General features: G+C 71.4%; 17 protein-coding genes. 9 read left to right on the top strand and 8 right to left on the bottom strand.

The window, feature by feature from the left end:
• Positions 1-127: 127 nt before the first annotated feature.
• Together ACF1FZ_RS24780 and ACF1FZ_RS24775 are read left to right on the top strand one after the other, a co-directional pair.
• Positions 128-928 carry a hypothetical protein gene (locus ACF1FZ_RS24780; RefSeq protein ID WP_391775586.1) on the top strand — a complete coding sequence of 267 codons (801 nt, stop codon included), beginning with the start codon at positions 128-130 and terminating at the stop codon, positions 926-928.
• A 117-nt stretch (positions 929-1045) separates the two neighbouring features.
• Positions 1046-1744: a class F sortase gene (locus tag ACF1FZ_RS24775; RefSeq protein ID WP_391775585.1), complete on the top strand. Its 699-nt coding sequence runs from the start codon at positions 1046-1048 to the stop codon at positions 1742-1744.
• A 919-nt stretch (positions 1745-2663) separates the two neighbouring features.
• Here the strand turns inward: ACF1FZ_RS24775 and ACF1FZ_RS24770 are convergent.
• Together ACF1FZ_RS24770 and ACF1FZ_RS24765 are read right to left on the bottom strand one after the other, a co-directional pair.
• Positions 2664-3239 carry a DNA polymerase ligase N-terminal domain-containing protein gene (locus ACF1FZ_RS24770; RefSeq protein WP_391775642.1) on the bottom strand — a complete coding sequence of 192 codons (576 nt, stop codon included), beginning with the start codon at positions 3237-3239 and terminating at the stop codon, positions 2664-2666.
• 129 nt (positions 3240-3368) lie between these two features.
• Positions 3369-3896, bottom strand: a complete 528-nt coding sequence (locus ACF1FZ_RS24765; RefSeq protein ID WP_391775584.1) for a DUF4232 domain-containing protein — start codon at positions 3894-3896, stop codon at positions 3369-3371.
• A gap of 194 nt (positions 3897-4090) precedes the next feature.
• On the opposite strand from ACF1FZ_RS24765, the gene ACF1FZ_RS24760 reads away from it, so the two are divergent.
• Positions 4091-5011, top strand: a complete 921-nt coding sequence (locus ACF1FZ_RS24760) for a family 16 glycosylhydrolase (RefSeq protein ID WP_391775583.1) — start codon at positions 4091-4093, stop codon at positions 5009-5011.
• Between the two features lie 52 nt (positions 5012-5063).
• Entirely contained in the window at positions 5064-6056 is a 993-nt protein-coding gene (locus tag ACF1FZ_RS24755; protein ID WP_391775582.1) for an aldo/keto reductase, read from the top strand.
• A 10-nt stretch (positions 6057-6066) separates the two neighbouring features.
• Here the strand turns inward: ACF1FZ_RS24755 and ACF1FZ_RS24750 are convergent, their stop codons facing one another.
• The 3 genes from ACF1FZ_RS24750 to ACF1FZ_RS24740 all read right to left on the bottom strand — a co-directional run bounded on the left by ACF1FZ_RS24750 (position 6067) and on the right by ACF1FZ_RS24740 (position 8678).
• The gene (locus ACF1FZ_RS24750) at positions 6067-7296 is read right to left on the bottom strand and encodes a serine/threonine-protein kinase (protein WP_391775581.1); all 1230 of its coding nucleotides are present in this window, start codon (positions 7294-7296) and stop codon (positions 6067-6069) included.
• Positions 7297-7486: 190 nt separating this feature from the next.
• On the bottom strand, positions 7487-8176 hold the full coding sequence (locus ACF1FZ_RS24745) for an HAD family hydrolase (protein WP_391775580.1): 690 nt from the start codon (positions 8174-8176) through the stop codon (positions 7487-7489).
• A gap of 22 nt (positions 8177-8198) precedes the next feature.
• Positions 8199-8678 carry an Lrp/AsnC family transcriptional regulator gene (locus ACF1FZ_RS24740; RefSeq protein WP_391775579.1) on the bottom strand — a complete coding sequence of 160 codons (480 nt, stop codon included), beginning with the start codon at positions 8676-8678 and terminating at the stop codon, positions 8199-8201.
• Between the two features lie 293 nt (positions 8679-8971).
• Between ACF1FZ_RS24740 and ACF1FZ_RS24735 the strand changes: the two genes are divergently transcribed.
• Positions 8972-9151, top strand: coding sequence for a hypothetical protein (locus ACF1FZ_RS24735; RefSeq protein ID WP_391775578.1), 180 nt, complete (start codon positions 8972-8974; stop codon positions 9149-9151).
• Positions 9152-9561: 410 nt separating this feature from the next.
• Positions 9562-10647, top strand: a complete 1086-nt coding sequence (locus ACF1FZ_RS24730; protein ID WP_391775577.1) for an amidinotransferase — start codon at positions 9562-9564, stop codon at positions 10645-10647.
• Between the two features lie 67 nt (positions 10648-10714).
• On the opposite strand, the gene ACF1FZ_RS24725 is transcribed toward ACF1FZ_RS24730, so the two are convergent.
• The 3 genes from ACF1FZ_RS24725 to ACF1FZ_RS24715 form a co-directional block, all read right to left on the bottom strand.
• Positions 10715-12394: a hypothetical protein gene (locus tag ACF1FZ_RS24725; RefSeq protein WP_391775576.1), complete on the bottom strand. Its 1680-nt coding sequence runs from the start codon at positions 12392-12394 to the stop codon at positions 10715-10717.
• Positions 12391-14223, bottom strand: a complete 1833-nt coding sequence (locus ACF1FZ_RS24720) for a flavin-containing monooxygenase (protein WP_391775575.1) — start codon at positions 14221-14223, stop codon at positions 12391-12393. The genes ACF1FZ_RS24725 and ACF1FZ_RS24720 overlap by 4 nt, the downstream gene beginning before the upstream one ends.
• Before the next feature lie 425 nt (positions 14224-14648).
• Positions 14649-15416 carry an SDR family NAD(P)-dependent oxidoreductase gene (locus ACF1FZ_RS24715; protein WP_391775574.1) on the bottom strand — a complete coding sequence of 256 codons (768 nt, stop codon included), beginning with the start codon at positions 15414-15416 and terminating at the stop codon, positions 14649-14651.
• 211 nt (positions 15417-15627) lie between these two features.
• Here ACF1FZ_RS24715 and ACF1FZ_RS24710 point away from each other — a divergent pair, with 211 nt between their 5' ends.
• From ACF1FZ_RS24710 to ACF1FZ_RS24700, 3 genes are all read left to right on the top strand, one after another.
• Positions 15628-16212, top strand: a complete 585-nt coding sequence (locus tag ACF1FZ_RS24710; RefSeq protein WP_391775641.1) for a TetR/AcrR family transcriptional regulator — start codon at positions 15628-15630, stop codon at positions 16210-16212.
• A gap of 81 nt (positions 16213-16293) precedes the next feature.
• Positions 16294-16737 carry a hypothetical protein gene (locus ACF1FZ_RS24705; RefSeq protein WP_391775573.1) on the top strand — a complete coding sequence of 148 codons (444 nt, stop codon included), beginning with the start codon at positions 16294-16296 and terminating at the stop codon, positions 16735-16737.
• Positions 16738-17173: 436 nt separating this feature from the next.
• On the top strand, positions 17174-18685 hold the full coding sequence (locus ACF1FZ_RS24700) for an FUSC family protein (RefSeq protein ID WP_391775572.1): 1512 nt from the start codon (positions 17174-17176) through the stop codon (positions 18683-18685).
• The last annotated feature ends 45 nt before the right edge of the window (positions 18686-18730 follow it).

Raw genomic sequence — 18730 nt, 5'->3', positions numbered from 1 at the left:
TCGAATGCGGCCTCCCCGAGTGGTGCGTCTCCGGATTTCAGCTGACGGTGGATCACGTCGCACCCGTGATCCGATGAGCCGAACAACCAGTCGGCCAGCGCGGGGGTGGTGAAAGGACTGTGTATTCATGCGCTCTGCCCGCACCCTGTTTGCATCGGCCGCCGTCACGGCGGTCCTCGCGGTTTCCGCCCCCGCCGCTTACGCCGTGACCTCGGCGGACGACTGGGACAAGGACAGCGGCTCCTCCGCCAGTAGCAACGACGACCGTGAGAAGCTGGACTCGTGGAAGCACGACAAGCCCGAGGGCAAGGAGTCGGACAAGGAGTCCGGGTCCGGCGGCAACGACGACCGTGAGAAGCCGGACTCGTGGAAGCACGACAAGCCCGAGGGCGGTGTGCACGCCGGTGGCGGTGCGCTGGCCGGCGTGTCGGCCGACGACTGGCAGAAGGACAAGGACAAGGACGAGGACGAGGGCAAGGAGTCGGAGAAGGGGTCGGACAAGGAGTCCGGGTCCGGCAGCAGCGACGACCGTGAGAAGCCGGACTCGTGGAAGCACGAGAAGCCCGAGGGCGGTGTGCACGCCGGTGGCGGTGCGCTGGCCGGCGTGTCGGCCGACGACTGGCAGAAGGACAAGGAGTCCAGCTCCGACGACTGGCAGAAGGACAAGGAGTCCAGCTCCGGTGGCTGGGAGAAGGACAAGGAGTCCGGCTCCGGTGGCTGGGAGAAGGACAAGGAGTCCGGCAGCAGCACGGACGGTGAGAAGACCTGGAAGCACGAGAAGCCCGAGGGCGGCGTGCACACCGGCGGTGGCGCGATGGCGCTCTCCGGCAGCGGTCTGGCCGCCGGCTCGGTGCTGATGCTCGGTGGTCTGGGCGCCGTCGCGTACAAGCTGCGCCGCCGCAGCGCCTCGGGTGCCACGGCTGTCTGAGCGATACCCCGTACCGCTGGATGAACCCCGTCGTGGCCGCCGCCCCTACCCGGGGCGGCGGCCACGACGGTTTCCCCCGTACAACCGCCCGCCCCCTACGCGAAAGGCAGCATGCGCATGGCCGCCCCGCAGCCGTCCGACCCAGACCCCGCCGCCCCTGCCCTCGGCCGTTCCCTGCTGTGGCCCGTCGCGGCGGTGGGGCTGGGCTTCCTCCTCGTCTACAACTCCTTCGACGCCTCGGCAGGAGTCCCACCCGCCCCCGCCGTGGTGTCCCTCCCCGCGGTCCCGGCACCCGCCGCCTCGGCGTCCGCCACGCCCACCCCGTCGGCCTCCGCCACGCCGCTCGGGCTGCCCCGGTCCGAGCCCAAGCGGATCTCGATCAAGTCGATCGCGGTCGACGCCCCCTTCACGCCGTTGTCCATCGGTCCCTCCGGGCAACTGGAGGCGCCGCCCGCGAACGACGCGAATCTGGCGGGCTGGTTCAAGGGTGGCGCCGCTCCCGGGGAGCGGGGCACCTCGGTGGTGGCCGGGCACGTCGACACCAAGACCGGCCCTGCCGTGTTCCTGCTGCTCAGCACGCTCAAGGCAGGCAACACCGTGGACATCACCCGTAAGGACGGCGTCGTCGCCACCTTCAAGGTCGACTCGGTCAAGACGTTCAGCAAGGCGGACTTCCCCAGCGAGCGGGTGTACGCCGACAACGGCACCGCCCAACTGCGACTGATCACCTGCGGTGGTGTGTACGACAGGAAGAAGAAGGACTACGAGGACAACGTCGTGGTGTTCGCCCACCTGGCCTCCGTCAAGAACCCCTGAGGCCACCCGTTCCTTGCCGTCGGCACTCGGGTGGCGGCTCCATGCCCGTAGGCCTCCGGTCCGCCCGCACCCCCAGCACACAGGGCTCCGGCCGCCGCCCGCTCCGGGGCCGGCGCCCGGGACGCCGAACCACCGCACCGGGTGAGGCGTTCGGCGTGCCGGCCCCGTCCGCACCCGGCAGAGCGGGACGGGGGCCCGGCGGTCCGCACTGCGAGCGGCCCTCCGCTGCCGGCCACTCCTGGGGCGAAGCGGATCCGGAGCGGCTGCGAGCCGAGGGGTGCGGTGGGCCCGCCGAGGGGCTCCTCCCGGACGAGGGGCCGGGTACCGTACCCCGTCCGGCGGCCTCCGCCGGAGCGGCCCGCCGTCCCGGTCCCTCCCCGTACCACCCCTCCCGCCGGCGCGGTCCCTCGCCCGGGTCGCGCGCAACCGCTGCGTCCGGCCCGTACGGGCGGTCTCGAGCAGGCACGAAGGGCCCTCGCCCGTCTCACGAAGGGGCTCGGCGGCCGGGTGCCGGAGCGGGGCCCCGCCCGGAAGGAGGCCATCGGTGAACCGCTGATCCATCCGCGGCCCGGGGCAGGCTGCACGCCCACCGGGCCTCACGCACCATGCCGGAGCGGTCTGCGCACCTGTCCCACACCGCCGTACTGCTGGACCACCCGCAGCCGGACCTCAGACGCACGGTGATCGGAACGTCCTGCCGCGCCGGATGGGAACCTGCCGTTCCGGCGTCGGCCGCTCTGCCCGGCCACGCGCATCCGGCCGTTCGCGCGGAGACGCCGAGGGCTGCTGCTGATGGGCGGCGCCGTGGCTCCCGCTCTGCGGCCCGCCATCGGCCACGCCCCCGGCAAGTGCCCCCGCTACCCGGTTCTCCTGGAGCGGCTCACCGGTGAAGAGGGCTCGCTGTTCCAGCCGTGGGTTCTCAGCGGGTGCTCTCCTGATCCGCCACGGAGACCTGGTGCAGTGTGCGGCCGGTGCGGGCCGAGCGTGCGTGGTACGGGTCGGGAGTGCCCGGCCGGTCGTGGACGGCCTGGCGGTCGTCGGCCTTGATCAGCAGCCAGGCCTCCGGCCCGCGGATCCCGTCCTCGTCGTCGATGTGGAAACGGGTGAGCGCGAATTCACCGTGCAGCTTCGCCCCGTCGAGCCAGAACGTGGCGTGTCCGCGGTCCAGGGACTCGGCGAACGGGACGGGGGCGCCCGTGAGGTCGTGACTGGTCGGGCGGTAGGTGCCCTGGTCCCAGACGATCACGGTGCCGCTGCCCTGCTCGTCCTGTGGAATGACACCCTCGAACTCGCGGTACTCCAAGGGGTGGTCGTCCGTCGGCACGGCCAGCCGCTTGTCACTCGGGTTGTCCGACGGGCCGCGCGGCACCGCCCAGGACTTCAGGACACCGTCCACCTCGAGACGGAAGTCGAAATGCATACGCCGGGCGTCGTGGATCTGCACCACGAAACGCCGTGTGCTCTCGCTGTCCACGCCTGTTCCTCCCACCGGGATGCGGTCGGACGACACGGGCCTGCCCGGCCGAGGCCGCGCGGGCCCGCACAGTCCGTGTCTCCACTGTGCCGCCCACGGCCGCACGCCGCATGGCGGCGGCCGTGCGTGGAACCCGCGTGGAGAGGCCGGTCAGCCGGTGTGGCGTTCGAGTGCCGCGTCGGCCGCCGCGCTCGAACGGTGCCACCAGGTGGTCACCGGCTCCCAGACGCGGACCCCGTCCGGCGCCCCGAGCGAGGCGGCGTCGAAGGTCCGTCCGCGGTGCGCGGGGTTCCCGGCGACCGTCAGCCGTTCCACCACCCGCAGCTCCGTGGCCGCCGGGTCCAGGGTGCGCACCGCGGCGTAGGCGGAACTTCCGGCCGACAGGCGGTACGGACCGCTCCCGCCTTCTGGGACCGGCAGGGCGGGGCCGTCCAGATCACCGAAGACGACCGTGGGGACGCGGTCGACGGCGCATGCCTGTGCCCCGCGGTTGGTGACGCTGATCCGCACCGTCTCGGGCTGGTCCGAGGCTGCGGCACCGATGCGCAGGCTGTTCTCCCGGCAGGTGGGGAGAGCGGGCACGGCGGCTGAGGAGGCCGTCGCGGCGCCGGCCGGAGCCAGCAGGGCGAAGGCCAGGACGAGAGAAGCGGGAAGGGCGACTTCGGTACGGATGCGCATGAGTTGTCCGTTCCCCCTCGCGACGACCTCTACCCGTACCTGCCCGGTCCGCACCAGATCCTTGACGGGCCTCGGGCCCACTGCCTTAAATCAAGTGTTGAAAGATACGCCTGGGGTGCGTGCGTCACGCGTTCACCTCTCGGTGTAAATCTGTCATGCGCATGACTTCAATCCCCCCACTCCGAAATGATGTGATGACCGTGGCATCTCCCCGTCACGTCGTGCGACGCCACTCGAAGAGGCGCCGCGCGACGCTGTACACCGCTCTCTCCCTGCTCTGCTGTTCCATGGCCATGACCGCCCTTCCCGCCGGAGCCTCGGCCGCACCCGACCCCCACACGGTTACGTCCTCCGCGGCTTCCCGCACGGCGGAGGCCCTGGTCTTCGCCGATGAGTTCGACGGCGCCGCGGGCTCCGCGGTCGACGGCGGCAAGTGGCAGACCGAGACCGGCGACAACGTCGACAACCATGAACGGCAGTACTACACGGCGGGCAACGGCAACGCCGCCCTCGACGGCCGGGGCAACCTCGTCATCACCGCCCGCAAGGAGAACCCCGGCGACTACCAGTGCTGGTACGGGACCTGCGAGTACACCTCCTCCCGGCTCAACACCTCCGGGAGGTTCACCGCCACGTACGGGCACGTCGAGAGCAGGATGAAGATTCCCCGCGGACAAGGCGTCTGGCCGGCCTTCTGGATGCTCGGCGCCGACATCGGCAGCGTCGGATGGCCCAACAGCGGTGAGATCGACATCATGGAGAACGTCGGCTTCGAACCCGGCACCGTCCACGGCACGCTGCACGGCCCCGGTTACTCCGGCTCGGGCGGTATCGGCGCCGGCTACACGCTCCCCGGCGGAGCCGCCTTCGCCGACGACTTCCACACCTTCGCCGTGGACTGGGCCCCCGACTCCATCACCTGGTCCGTCGACGGCACCGTCTACCAACGCAGGACACCCGCGGACCTCAACGGCAACGACTGGGTGTTCGACAAGCCGTTCTTCCTCATCCTCAACCTCGCAGTCGGCGGCTACTGGCCGGGCGACCCGGACGGCAGCACCAGCTTCCCGCAGCAGCTCGTGGTCGACTACGTCCGTGTGACCACCGGCGACTGAGTGCGGCGCGGGACCGGCGGCCCTCGCCACCGGTCCCGCGCACCGACGTAGCATGATCTGCATGGAGCAGCGCACACTCGGCAGGACCGGCCGTGACGTATCGGTCGTAGGACAGGGCACCTGGCAGCTGGGCGGGGACTGGGGCGAGGTGCGGGAGGCCGACGCCTTCGGCGTCCTCGATGCCGCAGTCGAGTCCGGAGTCACCTTCTTCGACACCGCGGACGTGTACGGCGACGGCCGCAGCGAACAGCTCATCGGCCGCTATCTGAAGGACCGGCCGGACGCGGACGTCTTCGTCGCCACCAAGATGGGCAGGCGTGCCGAACAACTGCCGGAGAGTTACGTACTGGACAATTTCCGCACCTGGAACGACCGCTCGCGCACCAACCTCGGCGTCGACACCCTCGATCTCGTTCAACTGCACTGCCCGCCGACGTCCGTCTACGCCTCGGACGCGGTGTACGACGCACTCGACACGCTGGTCGCCGAGCAGCGCATCGCGGCCTACGCGGTGAGCGTCGAGACGTGCGCCGAGGCACTCACGGCGATCGCGAGGCCGGGTGTCGCCAGTGTCCAGATCATCCTCAACCCGTTCCGGCTGAAGCCGCTCGACGAGGTCCTCCCGGCCGCCGTCGAGGCCGGGGTCGGCATCATCGCGCGCGTTCCGCTCGCCTCCGGGCTGCTGTCCGGCAGGTACACCGCCGACACGGTCTTCGCTCCGGAGGACCACCGCACGTACAACCGCCACGGCGAGGCGTTCGACCAGGGCGAGACCTTCTCCGGCATCGACTACGCGACCGGCGTGACCGCCGCCGCGGAGTTCGCCGGACTCGCTCCCGAAGGCGCGACCCCGGCGCAGACCGCGCTGCGCTGGATCATCCAGCAGCCCGGCGTCACCAGCGTCATCCCCGGAGCGCGTTCGGTGGACCAGGCCCGTGCCAACGCTTCTGCCGCAGCGCTCCCCTCGCTCCCGCAGAGCACCCTGGACGCCGTGCGTGACCTGTACGACCGCCGGATCCGCGCGGAGGTCCACCCGCGCTGGTGAGCCGGTGGGCTCAGTCGTCGTCGCCGTCCTGAGCAGGAGCCGCCGGTCCGGACGGCGCCGGCGGTTCGAGCCCGGCCGTCGGGGCCGTGCCGGGGTCGGGAGTGTCCGCCGCCCCGGTGTCCGGCGCGAAGAGGATCGTGCCCAGGTACACCGCAGCCAGGAACGCGACCGTGCCGGCCACAGCGCTCGCCACGCGAGGACGGCGGCGAATGGCCTCACGCGTGCTGATCCGGCGCGCCGTGGCCGGTCCGGACGCGGATCTGGACACCCGGGGGGCGGGAGCCGCCCGTCTGCGCCCGGTGGCCTGCGGCAGCCGGTAGGTCGACACGCCCCCGGAAGCCGGGGCGCCCGGAGCCTGGGCCGGCGAGGAGACGGCCGGGGCGGCGGGGCGCGGGGCGGTGGGAGCGTGCTGCGGCAACGGCTCGGGCCGCCCGCGCCACGCGTCCGTACGGAACCAGTCGGAGACCTGCTGGGCGCTCGGCCGGTCCTCGGGCTGCTTGGCCAGCAGGCCCAGCAGATACGAATCGAAGGCGGGGGAGACGTCAGCCCCTCGCTGCCGAACCGGCACCGGGGGTGTGTCCACGTGCTGATAGAGCGTCGCGGTCGCCGTGTCCGAGCGGAACGGCGGCTGCCCGACCAGCAGGTGATAGATGACACAGCCCAGGGAGTACATGTCCGACGCGGAGTCCGCCGTACGGCCGAGTGCCCGTTCGGGAGCCAGATACAGGCTCGTACCGACGATGTGACCGGCCGTGGTCAACGCCGTCGAGGGGTCGTCGACGAACTGGGCGATGCCGAAGTCCCCGATCTTCACCGACCCGTCGGCGTCCAGCATCAGGTTGCCGGGCTTGATGTCACGGTGGACGATGCCCTGCCGGTGCGCCGCGGCCAGACCGGCGGCCGCCTGGCCGGCGATACGGGCCACCTGCTCGGGATGGACCCTCTCCTGAGCCTCCAGCAGGTCTCCGAGGCTCCTGCCCTCGACCAGCTCCATCACCAGGTAGAAGCGGTCCTCCCAGGAGCCGAAGTCGAACACGGCCACCAGATGAGGGTGACTCAGACGCGCCGCAGTCTGTGCCTCGAGGCGGAAACGCGCGGTCGACGAGGCGTCGGCCTGGTCGCTCAGCAGCAGCTTCACCGCCACGGCCCGCCCCAGCACTTCGTCCGTGGCGCGCCACACCTCGCCCATACCGCCACGGCCGATGGGGGATATCAGCCGGTACCGTCCAGCAACCAGCACCTGTGCACACCAATCTCGAATTGTGGCCCGCTCCGACTGCCGCGGCGGCGACCTCGTCGGGCTCATCGCCTCGGTACGGTGCGTCGGGATGCGCGGCATGATCAGGATATCGGTCCTCCGGACCTCCACTCGCACGACCGGAGCCGTGGACGCCGAATTCGGCCGGCCGGCGTGCCGGACCGGCCTGGTCTCAACCGGCGGAGAGCCAGTCGAGCACGGCCGCGGCGGTGAATTCCGCCTGTCCGCCCGGGAACAGCAGCTCAGCCTTCCCGAACTCCGGCCCGTCCGCGCTCGTTGCGGCGTCGGGAACGGCGACACAGCGCATTCCCGCCGCGTGAGCCGCCCGTACGCCGGGGACGGCGTCCTCCAGGACCACACAGGACTCCGGCGTCACGCCGAGTCGCCTGGCCGCCTCCAGGAACACATCGGGCTCCGGCTTGCCGCGTGCCACCTCCTCCGCGGAGACGTACAGGGGAATACAGGCGTCCAGCCCCGTGGCCGCGAGCGTGGCCGCGATCACCGCCCTGGACGATCCCGACGCCACCGCCATCGGCACCCCCTTCTCGTGCAGCCGCTCGGCCAGGGCGCGCATCTCGGGGAAGGCGGTGGTGGAGGTCCCGGCGAGTTCCAGGTAAAGGGCGTTCTTCCCCGCCAGCAGTTCGTCCACCGGCGCCTCGATCCCGTACTCCTCGCGCAGGACGGTGAGGGTCTCACGGGTGCCGATCCCGATGAAGCGCGTGTGGTTCTCCCAGCTGAAGTCCCGCACACCGTACCGGGCGAGGAGCCGGCGCCCCGCCTCGTAGTAGTTCGGCTCGCTGTCGACGAGGGTGCCGTCGAGATCGAAGAGGACGGACGGTGCCGGGACGCGCGAGGTCTTCATGGCCCCAGCATGCCCGAGGCGGTCAGCCGGGACCCGCTGCGCGTCCCACCGCCTCGACCAGTGGCAGGACCCGGTGGGCCACACGCTCGCGCAAGGCCACCTCGGTCCGGGTCCTGACCACCCCGGGGAGCTGGATCAGCTGCTGGATCACGTCCTCCAGGTGCCCGTTGTCGCGGGCCACCACACGGGTCAGGAGATCACCGCCCCCGGTGGTGGAGAACGCCTCGATGATCTCCGGGACCGCCGCGAGTGCATCACCCACCTCGTCCAGATGCCCCTGGGTGACCTCCAGATGGACGAAGGCGAGTACCGGGTGGCCGAGCGCCGCGGGGGAGAGGGCGGGGCCTGTGCCCGTGATCACCCCGTCCCGCTCCAGGCGGTCCAGGCGGGCCTGAAGGGTGCCGCGTGCCACGCCGAGGATGCGTGCGTATTCGCGCACGCTGGTGCGTGGCTGCTCGATGAGCAGCCGGAGGATACGGGTGTCGAGGGCGTCCACCGCCATGTCCGGCTGTGCTCCTCCCGGCTCGGTGATCGGTCGCCCGACTGTATCCAGGCAGGACGACGGTGTACGGCACCGGCGTCGGATGCCCGGCCGGCTGCGCGGGGCCGGGGCGCCCGTGAGGCCGGTGTCCGGCTGCGGGAGCGGTCGACTCGCGCCAGGCGACGGAGGTGATCAGGTCATGCCCGCCGGGCTCCTGGGCACCGCGCGGGCCAGGTCCGTCCGGCTCCTGCGCGCCGCGCGGCTCATCGCTGCGCCGGCTCGTCCCGAGCGGTGCGATCGGGCAGGTGACGGGGGTGCGCTTCGAGTGGGTGCTCGAGACCGTGCACGGTGCCGACCTCGATCCGTCCGCCGTCGACACCGGCTCCACCGACGACGTCCGGCCGACGGGCCACAGGCTGGTGCCGCGAGGGCACTGGAGCCGAGCCGAGGAGGTCCCCGTCCCGGAGGGCACCCGGGGGGCACAGGAGCGGTGACGCGATCCTCCTCAAGGACGTCCTCCGCCGCGAGTTGCGTGCGGGGGCGGGTTCCCTGAGCCGGTCCGCCGGATACCTGGACGGAGCGCGTGCCGTCGCGGTCGGCGCGGCGGCGGACCAGTCCCCTCGCCACCGGACTTCCGGTCATGGTCGAGGACCTCGGTCCGGGTGTGCGCCTGGCGGACGGCCCGCCCACGGGGCGGGACCGGACCGGCCGGGCGGGAGTCCTCCGCCAGGCCGTGCGCCCCGGGAGCGGGCCGCAGCAGCGCTCCCCGGCGGGTCGCGAGGCCGGTGCCGCCCGTCCGGCCACCGGATCCTCTCGTTTGACGGGACTGCCCCTGCGTGATTGCTTTGAGTGGTGCATGAGAGGCATGGGGTTACTGCCGTTCTGTGACCGAAAGCAGCCGCATATGGATCTCGCTTCGCCGGTGAATTCACACAACGAGTGGGACCCGCTGGAAGAAATCATCGTCGGGAGGCTCGACGGTGCGACCATTCCCTCCAGCCACCCGGTCGTGGCGTGCAACATCCCGCCCTGGGCGGCACGGTTGCAGGGCGTTGCCGCGGGTTTCACCTATCCGCGCCGGCTGGTCGAGCGGGCACGGACCGAACTCGACCAGTTCGTCGAGGTGCTTCAGTCCCTGGGCATCACGGTCACGCGCCCGGACGCGGTCGACCACAGACGGCGTTTCAGCACCCCGGACTGGACGTCGCGCGGATTCTGCAACACCTGCCCGCGCGACAGCATGATCGTGATCGGCGACGAGATCATCGAGACCCCGATGGCCTGGCCGTGCCGGTACTTCGAGACCCACTCCTACCGGACGCTCCTCAAGGACTACTTCCGACGTGGTGCGCGCTGGACGGCGGCACCGAAACCGCAGCTGACCGAAGAGTTGTTCGACGAGAACTTCCGGACCTCCGGGGCCGACGAGCCCGTGCGCTACATCCTCACCGAGTTCGAGCCGGTGTTCGATGCGGCGGATTTCGTACGAGCGGGTCGCGACCTCTTCGTCACGCGAAGCAATGTCACCAACCGGATGGGCATCGACTGGCTGCGCCGCCATCTCGGCCCCGGATACCGCATCCACGAGATCGAGAGCCGCTGCCGCACCCCCATGCACATCGATACGACCTTCCTTGTGCTCGCTCCCGGAAAGGCGTTGGTTAATCCTGAATACATCGACGTCGACCGCCTGCCCGACGTCCTGAAATCGTGGGACATCCTGGTGGCCCCGGAGCCCGACCCGATCGACGACCGGCTGCTCAAGGTCACTTCGCTCTGCGGCAAGTGGCTCAGTATGAACGTTCTCATGGTCGACGAGAAGCGGGTGATCGCGGAAAGGCGCCACACCGGCATGTTGCGCGCGCTCGAGAAATGGGGTTTCGAGCCGATCCCGTGCGACCTGCTGAACTACGCGCCTTTCGGGGGTTCGTTCCACTGCGCGACGCTCGACGTCCGGCGTCGTGGCACGCTCGAATCCTATTTCGACTGACCGGACGGCTGCTCCGCCGTGGCCCGCGCGGGCGCCACGGCGGAGCAGCGGCCTCTGCCGGTCGCCCTTACCGGGGTCCGGACGGGGTCAGCCGCATCAGGGTGCCCTCGCCTTCGGCCGACAGGATGAGCGAGCCGTCCGGTGCGGCGGCGATCCCGGCGAAGCGGCGGGCGAGCCCCGGCAGGCCGTTGGCGAACAGCGCGGGCTCGTCCTCCGGCGGGACGGGAACGGCGTCCGGTGACGGACCGATCGGCAGGTCCTCGGCCACGGTCCAGCTCGCAGCCGTGGTGAGGGAGATCGCACGCACCCTGCGACGCCCCGTCTCCACCGTGTACAGCACATCGCCCAGGACCGTCAGCCCTTGCGGTGCACCCAGACCGCCGGCGACCACGACCGCCACCGCGTCCTGCTCCAGTCCCAGGACCGCACCCGCCTGCTCGTCACTGACGTAACACCTCCCCGCCGCGTCGAAGGCCACGTCGACCGGGCGGCCGAGCCCTTCCGCGAGCACGGTCACCTCGTCGTCCTGGCCGACGGCCAGCACCCGGCCGCCGTCCGCCTCGGCGACGACCAGCGAACCGGCCGGGCTCACGGCGATACCCATGGGCCGGTTCAGTCCTCCCGCACGGGTCCGCATCGAACCGTGTTCGGGGTCGTAGGTCCGGACGTCCCCGTACTGCGAGGTCAGGTGCAGGAGCCCGCCCTCCGCCGCGATGCCGTGGACGAAGGGGGCCAGGACGTGGCTGGCCGGCTCGCTCATGTCCACACGGACGGCACCGGCCGGGCCGCCCTCAGGGGTGGCGGAGGGGCCGGCCACCCGGTAGTGGTCGGCCGCGTACACCGCACCACCCGGGCCCACCGCGACGCCGTAGGGGCCGTCGAAACCGCGCGGCACGATCACCCGGGTCCGCCCGTCGGGGTGCATCTCGGTGATGCCGCCGCTGGCGTAACTGGAGACGAACATCCGGTTCTCCGCGTCGAACGCCGCGTTGTCCAGGCCTGCCACGCCACTGGTGACCAGGGTCCTGGACCCGGTGCCGTGCAGGTCGATGCGGGTCACCCTGCCCTCCGGCCCGAGCGACAGGACGTGCAGTACACCGCCCCGGTCGAAGCGCACCGCGACCGGCCGGTCCACCTGGTCCGCGACCATCTCGGGCTCACCGCCGTCCGGTGGGATGCGCCAGATCTGCTCGCTGACCATGTGCGGGTAATAGAGGTACCCGTCCGGCCCGCACTGCATCGCGTTGCCCATGGCGAGCCCGCCGGTGAGCACGGCCGGCTCACCGCCGTCCGGAAACAGTTCCAGCAGACGGCCGTCGGGCTTCATCTCGTTGACGAACAGCCGGTCTCCGATGCAGGTGATGCCGTTGGGATTCCTCACCTCGTCGCAGACCAGGGAGTACTCGCCCTGGGGGCTGCGCCGCCAGACCCGGCCCGGGACCAGGTCGGCGACGTACATCGAGCCGTCCGCCCCGAATGCGAGGTCGTCCGGCGACCGGACCGGTCCGCCCGCCGGTACGACGACGTCGAGTTCACCCCGCGCGAGATCGACCGCGCTGATCCTGCCCCCCAGGAACTCGGCGACGTACAGCCGCCCGTCCGGGCCGAACGTGATGCCGTTGGACCCCCACAGCGGGTTGGCCGGATTGAGCCTCCCGGCGGACCGGTGACCACCGCTGCGCGACCGGGTCCCGTCGTACCGGCTGGGGTACGCGGTTGCCTCCTCCTCCGCTCCGCCCGTCCTCACCGCTCCGCCTCGACCAGGACGTCGTTCATGCCGTCACCCTCGCGCCAGTTCCTGAGCAGTTCGTGGAAGGCGACCGGCCCGTCACCGAAGGACTCGCTGCGTGCCCGGGGCCTGCCCTCGTTGTTGTAGTACCCGGGGGTGCACTCGGCCTGGAACGCGTGGAGGCTCGGCGCCTTCCGGCGGATCGTGGCCACCCACGCCTCCTGCGCCTCGGCGGTGGGTTCGATGCGGTGGGCCCGGCGCTCGTACGACTCGGCGACGACGGCGGCGACGTGCGTGGCCTGCTCGTCGAGGATGTGGACGTAGTTGACGGAGCTGGCGTTCTGGAGCGGGCCGAGCTGGAAGAAGTTGGGGAAGCCGTGACTGTAGAAGCCGTGGAGCGTCTTCGGGCCCGCGGCCCAGGACTCCAGCAGGGACACCCCGTCCCGTCCGTACACCGGGAGCTTCCCGGACATCACACCCGAGATGCCGACCTCGAAGCCGGTCGCGAAGATGATGCAGTCGACCTCGTACTCGACGCCGCCGACCACCACGGCGTTCCGGGTGATCCGCTCGACCCCATGGCTGTCCGCCGTGTCGACGAGAGTGACATGGGGACGGTTGAAGGTCTGGAGGTAGTGGTCGCTGAACGTGGGCCGCTTGCACATGTAGCGGTACCAGGGCTTGAGCTTCTCGGCGGTCTCGCTGTCCTCCACGAGGGCGTCCACGCGGGCGCGGATCTCGTTCATCTTCTGGAAGTCGGCGATCTCGTAAGCCCGTTCGCGTTCCTCAGCCGGGACATCGGCGTACGCGTCGGTCGGGATGAGCTTCTCCTGCAGGCGGGCCGTGCTGGTCCAGGCGTCGTTCACCAGGTCCTCGTCGACCTTCTTGCCGGTGACGACCTTCAGGAAGTTCTCCATCCGCCGCCGCTGCCAGCCGGGCCGGAGCGACTCGGCCCATTCCGGGTCGGTGGGCCGGTTGTCGCGGACGTCGACCGAGGAGGGCGTGCGCTGGAACACGTACACCTGGCGCGCGTCGGCTCCGAGGTGCGGCACGACCTGGACGGCCGTGGCGCCGGTACCGATGAGTGCCACGCGCTTGTCGGCGAGCCCCGTCAGGCCGCCGTCCTGGTTCCCCCCGGTGTACGCGTAGTCCCAGCGGCTGGTGTGGAAGGTGTGGCCCTCGAAGCTCTCGATGCCCGGAATGCCGGGCAGCTTGGCCTGGCTGAGCGTCCCGCTGGAGACCACCACGTAGCGGGCGCGCATGCTGTCCCCACGGTCCGTGGTGACCGTCCACTCCGACGCGTCGTCGTCCCAGCGCAGTCCGGTGACCGCGGTCTGGAAGCAGGCGTCGCGGTAGAGGCCGAAGTGCCGGGCGATCGCCTGCGAGTGTTCACGGATCTCCTCGCCCGGGGCGTACTTCCACTTCGGGACGTATCCGACCTCCTCGAGCAGAGGCATGTAGGTGTAGGAGTCGATGTCGCAGTGAATACCCGGATACCGGTTCCAGTACCAGGTACCGCCGAAGTCCCCGCCCTTCTCGATGACCCGGATCGACTCGACACCTGCCTGGCGCAGCCGGGCCGCAGCGAGGAGACCGCCGAATCCGCCACCGACGATCACCGCGTCGACCCGGTCCCGCAAGGGCTCCCGTGTGAAGTGCGGGTCGGCGTGGGGGTCGGCGTCGTAGTAGCCGAACTCACCGGCGGTACGCCGGTACTGGGCGGCGCCGTCGGGCCGGATCCGCCGGTCGCGTTCCGTGCGGTACTTCAGGCGCAGTTCCTCGGGATCGAAACCCAGCTCGTGCGGGTCAGGGCCGGCCGGCGTGGGGGAGACGCGGGGGGAAGGCATACGGGGCCTCATTCCTCTTCCTGGATCAGGGCTGATGGCGTCGTGCGGACGCCGACGCGCGCAGCGGCGGCCGTGGGCGGGGTTCTGCGGACTGCGTACCGGCGAGGTGTGCGGGACCGGTTGTGAGGAGGTGCGGACACGCCTCGAAGTGCATAGTACACATGATGTGCCTAATGCATATTCATCTCTGGCGGGTGGGGTGGCGGGTGGCCGGAAACCGCCGGACCCCACCGACGTGGATGCGGGAAGTCCCGCCGGTCCTGCGGGATACGCGGCGCGGGGGGAGGGCTGTCCCGTGCCTCGCCGGAAGCGGAGGCGTGGGGCCGGTCCGGAAGCCGGGGGCCGGTCTCCCGCTCGCCCCTGTCCGGCCTTCCGGCCGCGAGCCGACCCGGCCCGCCCGTGCGTCGTCCTCGTGTGAGGGGTGTTCAGACCGCGGACCAGCCGTTGTCGACGGGAAGGACCGCCCCGTTGATGTTGCTCGCCGCGTCGGAGGCGAGGAAGACGATCGCCGCCGCCTGTTCCTCGGCCCGGGAGGGGATGCCGGCGTTGCCCGTGTAGGGGGCGAGCGCAGCCGGGCCGTGGGTGCTCCGGTCGGCGTCGACCCGGATGTTGGTGATCGTGCCGCCGGGTGCGACGGCGTTGGAGCGGATGCCCTTGTCGCGGTACATGACCGCCAGCGACTTGGTCAGTCCGGCGATGCCGTGCTTGGACGCCGTGTACGCGGCCCCTGCGGCGCTGCCCCTCAGTGAGGCCTCCGAGGCGGTGAAGACGACGGCGCCCTTCCCGGCCGCGAGCATGTGCGGCAGGACGGCCCGCGTGAGGCGGAAGGGCGCGGTGAGGTTGATGCCGATGACGCGCTCCCACTCGTCGTCGTCGGTGTCGGCGGCCGCCGACATGCTGTCCATGATCCCGGCGTTGTTGACGAGGACGTCCACGCCGCCGAACTCCGCCGTCGCCGTGGCCGCGACACGGTCGACGACGGCCTGGTCCCGCAGGTCGCCGATCACGGTCACCGCGGTCCCTCCGGCCTGCTCCACCTCCTCGGCGACGGCTCGCGCGGCGGCATCGTCGACATCGGCGATCACGATCCGCGCGCCCTCTTGTGCGAACAGCAGGGCGGTGGCCCGGCCGATACCCGATCCGGCGCCGGTGACCACGACGCTGCGGCCCGGGTCGCTGGTGGTGACGCTCACGTGATGCTCCTTGTGTTCGGCGGTGGTCCGGGCACGCTACCTTTGGTGGCGCACAGTGCCAATCTGGCAAGTTGTGCCATAAAAAATATCGATACGATGAGCGCAGCCGGAAGGAAGGTGGCCGAAAGCCGTGGAACCCGCGCACACCGGAGGGACGCAGAGCCCGGCCGCCGCCGGGACCGGTGGTGCGGCCCGCCTCGGGCGCCCTCCGCTGACCGAACGCCGCAAGGCCGCGACCCGGCTGGAGATCGCCCGCGAGGCCGTGCGCCTCTTCGCCGACCGGGGTGTGGCCGCGACGACCGCCGAAGACATCGCCGTCGCCGCGGGAATCTCGCAGCGGACCCTGTGGCGCTACACCTCGTCGAAAGAGCTGTGCGTCAGCCCTCTGCTGACGTACGCGCTCGACTTCGTCACCGCGCTCATGAGGTCGTGGCCACGCGACCGGTCACTGGTGGAGGCCGTGGCCGGTACCCCGTCCTCGCTGCAGGACGCTCCCGCGGACGCCGATGCGGAAGCGCTGCGCGATCTGGTCCTCCTCACCCGTACCGAGCCCGGGCTGCGTGCCGTGTGGCTCCAGGTCCACCACGACGCGGAACTCGTCTTCGCCGAGGTCATCGCCGAACGGACGGGCCACGAGCCGGACGACCTGGGGCCGAGGATGCAGGCGACCGTTCTCAACGGCGCGCTCCGCGTCGCGGTCGAGCAATGGGCGTGGAGCGCGGATGTGCGGCACGCTTCGCTGTCCCGGACCATCCACGGTGCGCTCGGCATCGCGCAGTCAGGTCTGTCCGTCTGAACGGCAGCTCCGGCCGGGGGTGGGATCCGGACGTGTCCGGTCGTGCGGCTCCTCGTTGACCAGGGCATGAAACTGCGGTCCATGTCCCTCGGGCTCGTCGCCCTGCTGGCTACGGCCGGATGCGTCTCCGTGCAGGGCGAAGCGGGGAGGCCCGCGCCTGCGGCTTCCGCGCGTTCCGGCAACGACCCCGCTGCCCACGCGTCCCCGGCGCCCACCGAACCCCCCGCGGTCCACGACGTCCTGGGCAGAACCGGGGAGCTGCCGGGGTCCGCCGGCGGAAAGGAAGGGAAGGAGGGGGAGGGGGACGCGTCGACCAGGCGCGCGGACGCGCCACCGGCCCGCCAGGAGGCCCGGAACCAGCCGCGGCGTGTGGCCCCCGCCCGTCCCGGGCTGCCGGACCGTGCGGGCACGCCCCGCAGGGCGCAGCCCCGCCGGACGTACGACATGCGCACCATCTGCGCGACGGGCCAGGGTGTCGCCTCCGCCGACATCGTCGAGCTGTGCCGCACCGCGTACGGCCGCTGACGACGCGCGGGCCTGCGCGGCCCTGGCCCGGGCGGGGCGGTGGGCGTCGGGGAGCACTGCCGCGTGCGGTCGGCAGCGGGTGAGCACGGACCGGTGCGGCGCCGGGCCCGGTGCGTTCACCTCGGCCGCATCGGCCGGGCCCCGGTTCCGCGGGCCACCGTGGCGCTGCCGGGCCCCCTCCGGTGGAGCCGTGTCCGGCCTGGATGCCGGGTGGGCGCGCCGGTGTCCGGGCAGGTGCTCCGTCACGTCCGCGTCCGGACCACGACGTCCTGGCCATTGGCCGGACCTTGGTAGGCATGCAGGTGGATGAAGTGGGCCAATGGCTCAGTCCGCAGGGCGACTGTTGAGCCAGCAGTCGGATGCGTGGTCTGATGGTCGCGTCGATGGCGCTGCGGATTCCGTGGCGCCCTTTTTCATGAGGATGGGGCGGAAAGCTGTGCTGAAGAGGGCGTTCGTGGCTCCGGATCCGGGGTGGCTGCGGCTGCGCCACGCGACCAGGGCCGTCCTCGGTATCGGACTGGCCGTCGTGGTGTGCGGGCTGGCCGGTCACTCGCTCGTCGGTGCCGTCACCGGCGGGCTCGCGGCGCTCCTGGCCCTGTTCACGGTGACCGACCCCACGGTGCGGGGGCAGGTGGTCACGACGGCGCTGCTGCCCGTGGCGGGCCTTCCCGTACTCGCCCTGGCCGCTGGACTGCACGGCCTCCCGGTGGCACGTGACCTCGCCTTCCTCGCCGTCATGGGGGCGGGCGTCTACGCCCGGCGGTGGGGACCGCGCGGCCACTCCCTCGGGGTGTTCGCCTTCATGGCGTTCTTCGTCACCCAGTTCCTCCACACCCTGCCGGCGCAGCTCCCCGAGCTGTACTCCGCCGTCCTGCTCTCACTGCTCGCCTCGTCGGCCGTCCGTTTCGGATTCTGGTGCTACGAGCGGCGGCTGCCCGTCGCCGCCGTGCTCGCGCCGGTGACCGGACGGGGGCTTGCCCGGGCGACCACACGCCAGGCGGTCCAGGCGACCGCGGGCGGAGCGCTCGCGCTGATGGCGGGACAATTTCTCTCGGGGGAGCGCTGGTACTGGGCCGTGGGTGCCACCTGGTGGGTCTTCGTCAACACGGCGTCCCGGGGCGAGGCCCTGGTCCGCGGGTTCCGCCGGGTGCTGGGGACGCTCGCGGGCATCCCCGTCGGTCTGGCCGTCATCGCTCCGCTGCACGGAGCGGCCCTGCCCTCCGCGGTCCTGGTGGCGCTCGGTGTCTTCGGGATCTTCTACACCGCGGCTGTTTCCTACACCTGGATGATGTTCTCGGTGACGGTCCTGGCGGGGACGCTCTACGGGCTGCTCGGCGTCCTCGATCCCGCGTTGCTCGCACTGCGTCTCGTGGAGACCGGCGTCGGAGCGCTCGGTGCGATGGTGGCGGTGCTCCTGATCCTCCCGGTCACGACCCACGCCACGACCGATGCCTGGATCCAGCGGGCGCTGCGCTGCGTGCACGCGTGCACCAACGAGGCCGCCGCACGGCTCGCCGGGTCGGCGACCGCCGACCCCGCCCCCCGCGTCGCGGAACTGGAAGCGCTCCTCGGGCGGGTACGGCTGTCGCTGGGCCCGCTCGTACATCCGCTGAGTCCGTTCCGTGCCCGTAAGGCCCGGGCCGGGCGAGTGCTGGCGCTGCTCGACGTCTGCGCACGCGAGGTGCGGGGTCTGGCGTCCGTCGCGGCTGACCCGGAGGCATCCCACGACGCCCGGCTGGCCGCTGCCTGCTGGCGCGTGGAAACCTCGGTGGAGGCACTGACGGCGCCCGAACGGAGGCACCGTACGGCGGCGGTGACCGCCGGTGCACTGCCGCCCGCCGGCGTCGCCGGACCTGCGCTGGAACACCTGCACAGCCTGGAGAAAGCGCTCGCCGAACTCGCCGCGCCCCTTCACAGCTCCCCGCGTGCTCCGCTGCTCGGCGCCTGAACCCGCCGCGGCCCCGTTCTGGTCCGGACCGGAAAACGCTGCCTG

The sequence above is a fragment of the Streptomyces sp. NPDC014623 genome (assembly GCF_043088245.1).
GTDB lineage: Bacteria > Actinomycetota > Actinomycetes > Streptomycetales > Streptomycetaceae > Streptomyces.
The sequence above is the reverse complement of the archived record's forward strand: the minus strand, read 5'-3'. Positions and strand labels throughout refer to the sequence as shown.